The organism is Emticicia aquatica (genome assembly GCF_923079645.1).
Taxonomy (GTDB): domain Bacteria; phylum Bacteroidota; class Bacteroidia; order Cytophagales; family Spirosomataceae; genus Emticicia; species Emticicia aquatica.
On the sequence record NZ_CAKLPY010000002.1, the window covers coordinates 495,618 to 508,822 of the forward strand.

Below are 13,205 nucleotides of genomic sequence, written 5' to 3' on the forward strand. Positions count from 1 at the left end.
GCGTTCTATTCCGAAAAATAGGTAAAGTTTTTCCCATCGAAGCGGCATAAACCTGTTCCACTCGTAACTACCCAAAGATTTTTAGTTTTACATTCCAATAATTGACCAAATAGATTGTCGTATTTATGATGCTTTTAAGTTTAATGATTTTATTGAAAATTTTACCAAGGTCCATTTTTCTTAACTTGATAAAAGCGAGTGCCGTCGAACCGATAAAGTCCTTGTCCTGCACCCCACCACATATTGCCAGATTTGTCTTGAAACATACTTTGTACACAGCAATTTAGACCATCGGTAGGTGTAAACACTGTAAACGCTTTTAGATTTGGCAAAGGAATCGACGGGTCGAATCTTGTAGTGCTGCCTCGTGCTGTAATCCAAATAATTCCTGACTCTTCAATGTAGATTCCCCAAAATTCGGTGCCTCCTAAACCATCTTTGGCGGTGTATTCGGTCAGTTTTTTTCCATCATATTTACAAATGCCATTTTGCATAGTAAACCATATATTGCCCATTTTATCTTGTGCAATGCCACCGGCATAGTTCGCACCTAAATTTACTTTTTCATTGAAATTCACAAGACTTTTTTCCCCTTCTGAAGGATTATATCGAAATACACCTGTATCTGACGAAGCAAACCAAATATTCCCATTTTTGTCTTCAATAATTCCCGCAATATTAATAGGTGGAAGCTCTTTAAATAGTGAAAAACTTTTTTGACCTTCACTATCAGCCACAGGATCATATCTGTACACTCCTCCATGTGTTCCAACCCAAATATTACCCGATTTATCAACAAGAATGCCTTTTCGAGTTATATCCACATGGTTTAAACCATCTTTTTGATTATAATTTTTAAAGATTTTTCCGTCATATTTATAAATTCCTTGGTCTGTTCCGAACCACATGTTTCCATCATTATCCTCATTGATAGCGTAAACAGTTTGATTATAAAAGCCATCGGGGTTAGAAAAGTAAGTCAATGTTTTTACGTCATATTTCACAACTCCATCGCCTATTGTACCAAACCATAAGTTATCTTTTGAGTCCTGAAAAATACTTCGGATATATTGACTAACCAAGGTAGTGTCAAAATCAGGGGCTAAAGCTGCTGGCTTAAAGTTTCTGATTACTTTGGGAATTGGTTTCGAGGCATTTGATTTTACTTGACCATTGCAAGAAGTACAAAAAATAGCCACCAAGAGCAACATATAAAACTGTACGTATTTCATCATTTTTCTTTTAAATAATTTATTTCAGACCCAATGGTCAACAAAGCATAAAATATGAATGTATTGTATTTCATTTATTTACTTAGCAACCGCCTTTGCGAGGTGCACTTTTATAAATTATTTTACTATCTCGTTCTACATAGTTGCCAGCTACTATTGGATATGAATACTTGGGTGCGTACGATACACTTTGGCTTTTAATAATTATTTTGTCGTTAACTTTCAGGCTATGCAATTGCTCAAATTCATTGTCATTTTCCAGCCCAAAACTGAGAATATAATCATCACAATTAATACTTACCATCACGCCGAAACCTACTCTTGAGCCTGACGGAAGAGAAAGAGAGGTTACAACAGCCTCCATTTTGGTAGAATCCTTAACGGACTTACTTATTTTAGCAGCACTAGCAAGTACTTTTTTACCTTCGGTAGATGCTTTCCATTTATTGAACATTATACCATCAGGGCTAGCCTCCCATATTTTTAATGCAGCTTTCCTTTCGGCAGCAGTAAGCGGCTTTAAAATTGACTTTTTAGAGGTTTCATTTTTAAATTCATGATTTGTAAATACCAGTCCGATTGCCACAACTAGTGGTAAGGTTAGAGCATAAATGATTTTTTTCATAATTTTTGTATGTTTAATTAATAATATAGTTTTATCTTCTTTTTAAATTTTATGTTTACGATGAAACTTTGCTTGTTAGTTGTTCATCGCTTTTATTTATTAGTTTCTTGTCTGCACGTGTTTATTTCAAAAAATCAATAAATGTTTTTTCATCTTGTGTTGAAAAATGGGTAAAAGTTTTTCCATTGTAACGGCACAAACCAGTATTACGTGAACCTATCCAAATATGTCCAGTTCTATCTTCTAAAATTGACCAAATAGAATTATTGATTAGCCCGTCTTTTGTTGTAAAATGTGTAAACGATTTACCATCGAAACGGCTAAGTCCATCACCACCAAACCAAATGTTTCCTTTTTTGTCTTCTACAATTCGGGCAACTACATTGCCATATAATCCATCTTTTTTTGTAAAAGTTGTAAATGATGTGCCATCATAACGATAGACTCCATCCCAATTGCTGAACCAAATATTTCCATTTTTGTCTTGTAATTGAGGCAAGACCCAATTGCGTAATCTTGGCGTTGGCTCATCTTGATATAATTTCTTTAGGTCAAATTTAGTTATTGACTTTCCATCATAACGATACACGCCATCGTGACATCGTCCTCCTAACCAAAAGTTACCTGCATTATCTTCTAAAATTTTTTCTATTTTCATAATACAAAATTCTATGTCATTAGGTACTTTGAAAAAGTTAAATAATTTTCCATCATATACATAAATACCAATACTCGTTGCAAACCATAGTTTTCCGCTCTTGTCCTGCATAATACTCCATACAAGATATTTACTACTTAGCGTATCATTTGATAAAGCGATTTGAATTTTAGAAAATTTATTATCATCGTAAAGACAAACACCATTGTCTGTGCCTATCCAAATCTTACCACTTTTATCTTCTAAAATGCAAAGCACAGTATTGCTGTTCATTCCCTTTGACGTTGTGAATTGTGTGAACAATTTGCCATCATATTTATAAAGACCATCTCCAGTGGTTCCGAACCAAAGGTTTCCAGATTTGTCCTGCAGACTACTATTTACATTGTGGCCTTTATCTTTTAGTGAGCCCAGATTTTTTACAAGTTTTGGTTGTCCATCAGCTATTATTTTTGATTCGTTTACCGTATCTTTTGGTAAGTCTTTTTTTACTTGTCCGTTACAGGAAGTGAAAAATATGCAAATTGCTAAAATTGGCATCTTTAGCATTTGGAAGAGTGTTATTGCATTTTTCATTGTTGTTTTTCAAAGATTAAATCAAGCGATAATTTAATTTCGTTGGCAATGGCAGCTTCTTTGGCGAAACCAAATAAACTTGGCGAGTCATAAGTAATTCCCCATAACTGTCGGTTTATAAAAAAAATTGCCTTTACTTTTATGTTGTTTCCTTCAAAAATAATCTCAGCGGGAAACTGTATTTTATTGGCAATTCCTTTGATTATCAATGTACCATTTACCATGTATTGATTTGGCTGTACGATACTTACTTTTGCTTGCTCAATTGTAAAAAATGCCTTTGGAAACTTACTGACGGAAAAGAAATCATTTGACTTCAAGTGTTCATCTAAACCGTTATCTTTATCCTTATCTTTACTTTTTTCATCAATACTTTTAATGGTATTCATGTCTATTTCAAAACTTCCTTTGGTTATCTGGTTTGTAGCTGAAACCCAAATCAAACCAGAATTTACTTTCACGAAACCATCATGTCCATTAGTGCCAAGCGAAGAATTTCCTAACCATTTTATTTGATTTTTGGCGGGTGAAATAGTATATTTAGTTTGCGAAAAAACAGTTATTGAATTGAGTAAAAAAAGAAACAAGTATCGAGTCATTGGGTCGTTGGTTTTGATGTTACAAACGTAAGGCAAATTGGGTAAGTAGAAGTAAAACAAATGTAAAAAAGTGTAAATCCTTTGCAAAACATATTTAATATTGGTCTTTTTGAGATAAATTGCAGTCGAAAATGAAAAGAAGACAATACATATTATTAATTTTAGCAACCGTTATGTGCGGGTTTTCGGCATGGACTTTTTCTGGAAAGAACGATAGCTATACCGAAAAACACACCGAGATTGTTCTCCGAGATATTGGACATCAGCTGCTGTTGCACGCAAACGATTCGACGTCAAGGGTTTTGCCTGTCAAAAGAATAGAAGAAAATAGCTATCGGATAGAATTTCAAAGCTCTTTTACGTTTGTAACCGATACAATGGTTGCCATTATTGACAAGCATTTAAAGAAGTATAATTTACAAAAAGACTACATGGTAAATGTATTAAACTGTGAGTCGAAATCTGTTATTTTTGGTTATGAAGTAAGTTCAAAAACCAACAGCGTGCAACCCTGTTTGGGCAGAAGACAACAAAAAGACTGCTATATTATTCAGATTGATTTTTTAAATTCTGCTGAAACCACCTATTATTGGTTTCTGACTTTTCCTTTTTTCTTGTTTTTGTTTTATTTCATCAAAAATAATGCTTCCGAAAAAACAACTTCGGCGAGTGTCGAACCTGACACTATTAAAATTGGCAAGTTTTTATTTATTCCAACAAAAAACCAATTGAAAATCAAGAATGAAGTAATTGAGCTTTCAAAACATGAAAACAAATTGCTGGTTTTGCTAAATACCCAGCTCAATGAAGTAGTTGACCGTGATTATTTGATACAAGAAATTTGGGAAAAAGATGGCGTAATTGTCACCAGTAGAAGTTTGGATGTGCTTGTTTCCAAGTTACGTAAAAAGTTAAATGAAGATCCATTACTTCAAATAATTAATAGCCATAGTAAAGGCTATAAACTTGTGACTGAGTAATTTTTGAACAAATAAAATCTTAACTTAATAAACTTTTTAAAGCCAAATCTTCCTCGCTAAGTAGCTCAAAAGGTATTTTCCCTTCAACATTGGGGATACTTTTATCTGCTCCTGCCTGTAACAATATCTTGACACATTCCAGATAATTTTGTGGATTTTTACCACCATTTTTTAACCCATGTATTGCCCAAAAAAGAGGCGTTGATTTAAAATTTATACATAATTTATCGATTAATGCTCCCGATTGCACCAATTTCTTAACAAGTTTATCTCTTCCACACCAAGCCGCCCAATGCAAAGCCGTGCCTCCGTGGCATCCTGCATGATTGATGTTTGCACCATGCTCTACATAAAAAATAGCAAGTTGGTCGGCGTGTAGGCTGGCGGCAGCAACGAGTGGAGAATCTTGTTTTTCAATCAACTCATTGCCATCAATTTTTGCACCAAATTCCAAAAAAATCTTTGCCATTTCTACGGCTTCTTCATCTGTGTATTTTTTGTTAAATACGCCATCAGCAATTCGGTGTAACGGATGAGCTTTAGTCGTATTTAGTTCGTCATACGGTACGCCCTCATTGGCAAGATTTGGATTTGCAGAAAGAGCTTTTCTAATACCTTCGTAATCTTTGTTTTTGAGTAACATTTGCATGGTTTAAATTTATTTGTTTATTATTTCAATTCAAAGGCTTTATTTACACACGTAAAGAACCACGAAAACCTCTTGCTGCATAATAAGATTCAGCACCGTTGTGGTAAACGAAAACTTTACCATAACGAAAATCGGCAAAGATAGCACCACCTAGCTTTCTTATATCGGCTGGCGTTTTTATCCAACTTGACGTTTTCGTATCGAATTCTCCAAATGACTGTAATTGCCGATACTGCTCTTCTGTTAGCAATTCTACCCCCATTTCAGTAGCAACATCCAGCACATTATTGGCAGGTTTATGTTCTTTTCTTGCTTCCCAAGCTTCAAGGTCATAACAAAGACTTCGGCGGCCTTTTGGACTTTCAGCCGAGCAATCAAAAAAAACATATTCACCTGTTTCGTTATCATAAGCCACCACATCTGGTTCACCACCAGTACTTTCCATTTCATCGAGCGATAATAGTTTTGCTACGTTTGTTTCAAGTTTAGCCTGTATTTTAGCCCATTCGAGGCCTTTATGGCGATTCATATTTTTCTCGAAACGAGTCTTTAATATCTTCAGTAATTCCTCTTGGCCTTCTGTTGATAATTTCATTTGATGTAGTTTTTGTTTGTTTTAGCAAAATATAGCAAGTCTTAATGAAAAGCCATACCATATTTTTTGAATAATTATGTAAATGCTCTAATCATCTATACCTTTTCCATTGAGAATTTGTGGAATATATTTTTCCACTCTTGCTGCTCGTGTTTTGGCCTGCTTTGGTGCAGAAAAATGCAATAAATATGCTCGTTGACGGCCAGGTGTCAGGGCATAAAATGCGGTTTTTAGTTCAGGCATTTCGTCTAAAACCGACTGAAACTCTTCAGCGATTTTAAACTCCGTTGAGTTTTTCAAAGTAACTTTTAAACCAGTTTTTTCAACCTCAATGGCCTCAAAAATATAATTCCTCAAAGCCGTCTTCATTTCTATAATTTGATTTACATCCGTAAAACGAATCTGTCGTGCTGCCTGCACATTTTCAGTTTGTTGAATTAAAACTCCTTCGGTATCGCTTAATAAAGCACCTTTATGGAACAGCAACGCACAATATTCTTTAAATCCATGAATCAAAACTACGTTATTGTTCTGAAAAGTGTAGCACGGAACACCCCATTTTAATTCTTCGTTCAGACCACAGTCAAGCACAATTATTCTCAACTGTTCGTATGCTTCTTGCCATCTATTGGCTTTTTCAAAAAAGAAATCAACTTTCGGGTTCATTTACAATAATTTGTTTACAATTTCTTGAATACGATTATGTGCCATATTAATACCTTGTGAAAAAGGTAATTTGAGCATTTGGTCCCGAAATTCAGCTGATTTATAAACTATTTGCATGGTTAGTTTACTGGTGTTATCAGTGAGTCTTTCAAACTCCAAAAATTCGAGTTGGACAGGAAAAGGGCTGTTTTCCATCTCAAAAGTACGTGTAATTTTCTGATTTGGATAAAATTCGTGAATAACACCGTTAAAACAGTGTTTGTTTCCTTTTGGGTCTGTTGTTTCAAATTGCCAACAACCATGCCTTTTATTTTCAAGTTTTAACACCTTCGTTCCCATCCATTGTTCAATAATTTCGGGTTCTACGTATGCCCTAAAAAGCAACTCAACGGGCAAACTAAATTCTCTCTTAATCACCAAATCTTGTTTGCCATCCTCTGCTTTGATTTTTGTTTTCTGTTCCATAAAAGCTATTCTTTGGTTTTGTGTGCCTGCATGATAGCCTCCAATTTATTGAATCTTTCATCCCACATTTTACCGAATTGCTCAACAAAGTCTGCTACTTCTTCCATTTTATTTGCATTGACATGGTAGTAAATTTCTCGACCGTTTTGCTCTTGTTTAAGTAATTCGCACTCAGTCAGAATCTGTAAATGTTTTGAAACCGTTGGTCGTGCGGTATCGAAATTGGCAGCTATTGCACCCGCAGTCATTGATTGCGATGCAACCATGAGTAGTATTGCTCTACGAGTAGGGTCAGCAATGGCTTGAAATACGTCTCGTCTTAAATTCATTATGTAGTTATTTGACTACAAATATATGTGTAGTTATTTAGCTACGCAATTTATTTTTTATTTTTTTGAAAAAGGCTTTTCGATTCAAATATCACTTTACTTATTACATTAACTTTAGTAATACTATTCATTTTTTTGCTAATTATTGTATTTCTCTAAAGTATTGTCTAAAGTTCAGACATTCTCAAAATCCGTAATTGGTTTTCTTAAAGATTTAAAATATAACCTTAGTATACAATTTCTAAAACTATCAACCCAATAATTAATCAAACCCTTGTATTTATTTTTCGGCAATACCTCTAATCTCCTCCTCTCAATTTTACCACTCGCCCGAAAGATATGTCCATTTATCATATTTCATATTCTTGGAAAAATTATAATTCCGAATATTGTCTAAAAATAAGACAATAATAATTTTCAAATCCAATAATGATGAAAAAGTTACTACTTTTAATGTTCCTTACCGTATCGTTTAGCTCGTTTAGCCAAATGCCCGGTATGAGTGCTCAACAAGCCAACATCGGTCATGTTTACGGAAAGATTGTAGATAGTTTGGGTAAACCTTTAGAGTTTGTTTCGGTGGTTTTATTGACCAACAAACCAGACCCCGCAACCAAACAAAACAAAGATGTTTTACTAAAAGGTACAGTTACGAAAGCGAATGGCGAATTTAGTTTTGATGAACTACCGATTTTTGGTAAACATAAACTCAAAATTTCATCAGTTGGTTATAAAACAATCGAAATGCCTGTTGCTTTTCAATTGATGATGAATGGAAAACCTAATCCAAAAGCAGAAAATGACCCTGCCGAGCAAATGAAAATGCTTAAAAATTTACTTGGTGGTGTTGATAAAGACTTAGGAAATATCAAGTTTTATGAAGACAATCAAATTTTGCAAGCTGTAACCGTAACAGCAACAAAAGCTCTTTTTGAATCGGATATTGACAAAAAAGTTTTCAATGTTGAAAAAAACATCGTTACGGCAGGCGGTACGGCTGTTGACATTATGAAAAATGTACCTTCGCTACAAGTTGATATTGATGGCAATGTAAAACTCCGTAATGCTTCGCCACAAATATTTATTGACGGTCGTCCAACTACACTCTCGCTTGACCAAATTCCTGCAGATGCCATCGAAAAAGTAGAAGTAATTACCAATCCATCGGCCAAATATGATGCTTCGGGTGGAAATGCTGGAATTTTAAACTTAGTTTTAAAGAAAAACAAAAAAACTGGCTATAACGGTATGGTAAACGCTGGTGCAGATAAATTGGGCGGCGGCAACGTAATGGCCAATTTCAATGTACGCCAAAATAAAATCAATCTTTCGGCAATGGCAATGACAAACCAAATGAGAAGCAAAACTCTTGGCGAAAGTGACCGTTTTAGCGATGTAGATGGCTTAAAATCAACGATTAACCAAGATGTTGATAGCAGAATGAAAGGTGGATTTTTTTTTACAAGATTAGGTTTAGATTATTTTGTTACCAACCGCACGACACTTTCAGCGGCAGGAATTATTGGACAAGGTAAATTTAATCCAAGCGAAAACATTGACATCAATACTTTGCGTGGTTCGGTGAGCAGTTATAGCAACCGTATTTCTGCCAGTGATAGAGAGTTCAGAATGAAAGGAATGCAATTGGGTTTAAAACATAACTTTACTAAGTCTGGCGAAGAATTAACAGCCGATTTGAATTATTTCGGAGGTAAAAATGATGGTTCAGGCTTATTTACAACCAATTATTATGGCGATGCCAACACAATTTACGGCTCACAAATTCAGAAAAACTTATCGAATGGTAATAATAATTTCTTGACGATTCAAACTGATTATGTAAGACCTTTCGGCAATAAAGGTTCGCTTGAAATGGGTTTGAGAGCTCAAATCAATAATATCAAAAATATTAATGAAAACTCAATTAAGGCTTTAGGAGCAAATGATTTTAAAGTCATTAATTCAGCAACGACAAATTATCAATCAAAAAATGATGTGTATGCCGCTTACATTTCGGTGGCTGGAGCCTATAAAAAAGTGTTTTCCTATAAGGTTGGTTTGCGAGCAGAAAGTTCAAAATACAATGGCAAATTGCTAAATACTAATGAAGATTTTAACAATAAATTCCCAATTAGCCTTTTCCCTTCGGTATTTTTAAGTAAAGATTTAAAGAAAAATCAACAAATTCAGATGAGTTTAACTCGTAGAATTAATCGTCCGAATTTTTTCCAATTGATTCCATTTGTTGATTATACAGATAGCCTTAATATCACGAAAGGAAACGCTAATTTGGTACCTGAATTTACGTATTCGTCTGAAATTTCTTATACAAAAGCCAAAGGTGTAAATACTTTCATTGGCTCGGTTTATTATAAATATACCGATAACTTGATAACTAGATATTTGGGTCAGGAAATCAATCAAATTAGTGGTAAAACAGACTTGATAAATACGTATATCAATGCCAATTCGAGCAACAATTATGGTTTTGAATTGACAGGAATCACGAAGCCTAAAAAATGGTGGGATTTAACGGCCAATGTAAATTTTTATAATTCAAGAATCAATGTTTCAAATATTGAAATTGCCTCAACGCCAGCTCTTTGGAGTATGTTCGGAAAGCTGAATAATAACTTTAAATTACCTAAAAAATTTACTATTCAACTTTCAGCCGATTACCAAAGTAAAACCAATTTGCCAATTAATAGTGGTGGACAAAACTTTGGTCCTCCGATGAACCAAGTACAAAGTGCTTCGCAAGGTTATATCAAACCATTTTACAGCGTTGATTTTGCCATAAAAAAGACATTCTTGAAAGATGCCGCTTCCTTGACATTGAGTGTAAATGATATTTTCAGAAGCCGATATGCGGTGCAGTATTCAGAAGGAATTGGCTTTACTCAAAACTATTCGAGATTGACCAACCCACAAATGATTCGAGTAAATTTCTCTTATCGTTTTGGTAAAATGGATATGTCGTTATTTAAACGTCAAAACACAAAAAGCCAACAAGAAGGAATGCAAAACGGTATGCAAATGCAGTAAGAATATTTTTTACGAAACAGTGTTTTGTAATTGTTTTTCAAGAGACGCAAATTTTGCGTCTCTTGTTTTTTATTTATCCTCCGTCAATTTTTTTATCATATTTCCTCCCGTAGGAATCCAGTCCGAAACTTTTGAAATAACGGTCGGAGCTACTTTTTTAACAACTGGATAAGTAAGCGATTCATCCGTTAATTTTTTAGGAATATTAATATCAATACTCGACATTAACCACAGAAAAGTGCTGATTCCGAAAAGCCAAGTAAAAATTCCAACTAAAGCTCCTGCAAAACCATCAATTGTTCCTAAAATGGTGAAACGTAATGCCCGACGGAGCATCCATCCCAACTTATTTATTAAGAATATTGTAGGGAAAAAAATAACCGTAAAACTCAAATAAGGCAAAAAGCGATTAGCTAGATTTTCGCCAATGGCTGGTGCAATCAGATTCATGCCATAACCTAAAAATTTAAAACCAATCACAATCGCAATTACAAAGGCAATTACACCAATAATTTCAATAAATAGTCCTTTTCGGTAACCATTAAAAGCTCCATAAAGCAGCGGAAGAATAAAAACTAAGTCAAGCACGTTCATAAAAATGATATTTCTTTTGACAAAGGTACAATTCTACTCAGAAAAGGCATAAAAAATGGGCAATTTATAAAAACTGCCCATCAGGAAAATCAAAAAACATTAGCAGCAACCACCACCGTCATAAAACCAAGTCGAATCGGAGATATAAATATCGTCACGACCTAGTTTTGCCAAAACTCCCGCTGTTTTATCACAAACCGCTAATGGTTGATTGGGCAAGAGAATATGCCCTTTGTTATCATCAAAATAATTTTCATTACCATAGTAAATAGCAGTTTTACCAGTAAATACACATGGGCCGTCGGAAGGGATTGGGTCTTTGATTGCACAAACTTCTACTGATTCGATGAAAATTAATTCTTTCGTTGGATAATGATTCGGTGAAAGAATGCGGTAGGCTCGTTTGGCACGTACCTCAACAGTTCCAAAACCAACATCCGTTATCATTTTAATATAATCTTTCAATGGTATTGAACCCGTTAAACATAATGCACGGAGACGTTCATCATTGCGAAGTTCCTCTGACATTGGTTGCTCGCAAGTTGGGTCTGACATCACGAGTTTACCACGTGGCTTCAACACACGATACATTTCCTCTAAGGCTTTTTTCAAATCTTCTGCTTTGAAAATATTAAAAAGACAGTTTTGAGCTGCAATATCAACACTTTCATCTTCCACAGGCAACGCAAGAGCATTTCCTTTCCGAATATCAATGAAATCTTTTTCAAACCAACCATTGATAACTTGGGCTTCTTCCATGTTTTCTTTGCAAGCCGCCAACATTTCATCAACAATATCAACCCCAATAACTCCACCTTTTTTTCGACTAAAATAAGAAAATTGAAGTAATTCCATCCCACCACCAATACCAACATAAAGTACCGTTGGGTCATTCACCAAATCACGAGGATTAACGGTGCTTCCACAACCATAGTTCATTTCAAGCATGATTTTAGGCATATTTAGGCCTGGCAATGCCCACACGGGAGTAGTTGTGCAACACAAACCAATATCGGGTTTTTCGGCAGCTTGTTTATAAACGTCAATCGTTGTTTCTAAGTAACTTTCCATCTAATATTTTTCAGTGAATTAAAACAAAACTAATAACTTGTTGATAATCAATAAAATTACGCTACTTCGCCTCCGCAAGAACTCCCCGCTCCTGCCGTACAACCATAACAATGTTGGTTGACTATGATTGAGCGATTACTCAATTCATCATAATCAAATTGGCTGATGTGGTTTGCTTTTGAAGATACTTTTAAATCTAACATTTGATTAAAATCACAATCATAAAGATAGCCATCCCAACCAATTGAGAGTGTATTACGGCACATAACATTTGCTGCCGCCACAGGATTATATGCCATCACTAATTTATCCATATAAGCGGCATAATTGCCACTTACAAGCAAATAATCAAGATAACGACTGATTGGAATATTGGTAATTGCAAATAATGAATTGAATGAAATACCGAATTTAGTTGTTAAAACTCGCTTAAATTCCTTTTCTAAACCTGCCTGACCCGCTGGCAAAAAAGCACCCGCAGGATTATAAACCAAATTAAGCATAAGGCCCGTTCCTTCTATTCCATAACCTACCGAATTGAGCATTTGAAGAGCTTTGATGGAATCTTCAAAAACACCATCACCTCTTTGTGAATCGGTACGAGAAGCACTCGTTGCTGGCAATGAAGACACTACTTCAATTGAATATTTCTTGAAAAAATCAGGTAAATCGTTGTATTTGGGATTTGCTAAAATAATCGTCAAATTACACCGAACAATAATCTTTATTTTTTCGTCAACTTTACGTATTTCCTCAATAAACCATCGAAAATCATTGTTCATTTCGGGAGCTCCGCCTGTCAAATCAAGTGTTGAAAATTTATATTTTTTCAGGACATCAATGCAGTGTTGCATGGTCTCACGCGTCATAATTTCCTTACGGTCGGGGCCTGCATCCACATGGCAATGTTTACAAACTTGGTTACACATTTTGCCCACATTTATCTGAAAAACATCAAGTTTTGTAGGTTTAAATGGAAATAAGTTTATTTCTGCTAGTTTTTCTTTGAATAATGGAAGTTCTTGGCCTAAAAGTTCTTGGTCGTTAAGTACTTTTAATTGGAAAGCCGATTCTCCTAATTGGCTTTTTTGAGCCTTCAAACTTTTCACTGGATTCATGCG

The 13,205-nt window shown here is 34.9% G+C and carries 14 protein-coding genes; 2 read left to right on the forward strand and 12 right to left on the reverse strand.

The window, feature by feature from the left end; translation table 11 throughout:
* Nucleotides 1-161: 161 nt before the first annotated feature.
* The 4 genes from MJQ71_RS11765 to MJQ71_RS11780 all read right to left on the reverse strand — a co-directional run bounded on the left by MJQ71_RS11765 (nucleotide 162) and on the right by MJQ71_RS11780 (nucleotide 3,690).
* Nucleotides 162-1,235 carry a ligand-binding sensor domain-containing protein gene (locus tag MJQ71_RS11765; RefSeq protein WP_238806816.1) on the reverse strand — a complete coding sequence of 358 codons (1,074 nt, stop codon included), beginning with the start codon at nucleotides 1,233-1,235 and terminating at the stop codon, nucleotides 162-164.
* A gap of 79 nt (nucleotides 1,236-1,314) precedes the next feature.
* Nucleotides 1,315-1,857, reverse strand: coding sequence for a hypothetical protein (locus MJQ71_RS11770; protein WP_238806817.1), 543 nt, complete (start codon nucleotides 1,855-1,857; stop codon nucleotides 1,315-1,317).
* A 121-nt stretch (nucleotides 1,858-1,978) separates the two neighbouring features.
* Complete coding sequence (locus MJQ71_RS11775) at nucleotides 1,979-3,091, reverse strand: ligand-binding sensor domain-containing protein (RefSeq protein WP_238806818.1); 1,113 nt, start codon at nucleotides 3,089-3,091, stop codon at nucleotides 1,979-1,981.
* A complete protein-coding gene (locus MJQ71_RS11780; RefSeq protein WP_238806819.1) occupies nucleotides 3,088-3,690 on the reverse strand; it encodes a YceI family protein in 603 nt (200 codons plus the stop codon). The genes MJQ71_RS11775 and MJQ71_RS11780 overlap by 4 nt, the downstream gene beginning before the upstream one ends.
* A gap of 131 nt (nucleotides 3,691-3,821) precedes the next feature.
* Between MJQ71_RS11780 and MJQ71_RS11785 the strand changes: the two genes are divergently transcribed.
* Complete coding sequence (locus MJQ71_RS11785; RefSeq protein ID WP_238806820.1) at nucleotides 3,822-4,670, forward strand: winged helix-turn-helix domain-containing protein; 849 nt, start codon at nucleotides 3,822-3,824, stop codon at nucleotides 4,668-4,670.
* A gap of 19 nt (nucleotides 4,671-4,689) precedes the next feature.
* Here the strand turns inward: MJQ71_RS11785 and MJQ71_RS11790 are convergent, their stop codons facing one another.
* From MJQ71_RS11790 to MJQ71_RS11810, 5 genes are all read right to left on the reverse strand, one after another.
* Nucleotides 4,690-5,319 (reverse strand): ankyrin repeat domain-containing protein, encoded by a 630-nt coding sequence (locus MJQ71_RS11790; protein WP_238806821.1) that lies wholly within the window; start codon nucleotides 5,317-5,319, stop codon nucleotides 4,690-4,692.
* Between the two features lie 43 nt (nucleotides 5,320-5,362).
* Nucleotides 5,363-5,914, reverse strand: coding sequence for a DUF4256 domain-containing protein (locus MJQ71_RS11795; RefSeq protein ID WP_238806822.1), 552 nt, complete (start codon nucleotides 5,912-5,914; stop codon nucleotides 5,363-5,365).
* Nucleotides 5,915-6,001: 87 nt separating this feature from the next.
* Nucleotides 6,002-6,580 carry a YdeI/OmpD-associated family protein gene (locus tag MJQ71_RS11800; protein ID WP_238806823.1) on the reverse strand — a complete coding sequence of 193 codons (579 nt, stop codon included), beginning with the start codon at nucleotides 6,578-6,580 and terminating at the stop codon, nucleotides 6,002-6,004.
* Nucleotides 6,581-7,045 carry an SRPBCC family protein gene (locus tag MJQ71_RS11805; RefSeq protein WP_238806824.1) on the reverse strand — a complete coding sequence of 155 codons (465 nt, stop codon included), beginning with the start codon at nucleotides 7,043-7,045 and terminating at the stop codon, nucleotides 6,581-6,583. It lies immediately after the preceding gene.
* A 5-nt stretch (nucleotides 7,046-7,050) separates the two neighbouring features.
* Nucleotides 7,051-7,374 carry a metalloregulator ArsR/SmtB family transcription factor gene (locus MJQ71_RS11810; RefSeq protein WP_238806825.1) on the reverse strand — a complete coding sequence of 108 codons (324 nt, stop codon included), beginning with the start codon at nucleotides 7,372-7,374 and terminating at the stop codon, nucleotides 7,051-7,053.
* Nucleotides 7,375-7,806: 432 nt separating this feature from the next.
* Here MJQ71_RS11810 and MJQ71_RS11815 point away from each other — a divergent pair, with 432 nt between their 5' ends.
* Nucleotides 7,807-10,419 (forward strand): TonB-dependent receptor, encoded by a 2,613-nt coding sequence (locus tag MJQ71_RS11815; protein WP_238806826.1) that lies wholly within the window; start codon nucleotides 7,807-7,809, stop codon nucleotides 10,417-10,419.
* Nucleotides 10,420-10,488: 69 nt separating this feature from the next.
* On the opposite strand, the gene MJQ71_RS11820 is transcribed toward MJQ71_RS11815, so the two are convergent.
* The 3 genes from MJQ71_RS11820 to arsS all read right to left on the reverse strand — a co-directional run bounded on the left by MJQ71_RS11820 (nucleotide 10,489) and on the right by arsS (nucleotide 13,202).
* Nucleotides 10,489-11,013, reverse strand: coding sequence for a CvpA family protein (locus MJQ71_RS11820; protein ID WP_238806827.1), 525 nt, complete (start codon nucleotides 11,011-11,013; stop codon nucleotides 10,489-10,491).
* Between the two features lie 99 nt (nucleotides 11,014-11,112).
* Nucleotides 11,113-12,084 carry an arsenosugar biosynthesis arsenite methyltransferase ArsM gene (gene arsM, locus MJQ71_RS11825; RefSeq protein ID WP_238806828.1) on the reverse strand — a complete coding sequence of 324 codons (972 nt, stop codon included), beginning with the start codon at nucleotides 12,082-12,084 and terminating at the stop codon, nucleotides 11,113-11,115.
* A gap of 56 nt (nucleotides 12,085-12,140) precedes the next feature.
* Nucleotides 12,141-13,202 (reverse strand): arsenosugar biosynthesis radical SAM (seleno)protein ArsS, encoded by a 1,062-nt coding sequence (arsS, locus tag MJQ71_RS11830; RefSeq protein WP_238806829.1) that lies wholly within the window; start codon nucleotides 13,200-13,202, stop codon nucleotides 12,141-12,143.
* Nucleotides 13,203-13,205: the final 3 nt, after the last annotated feature.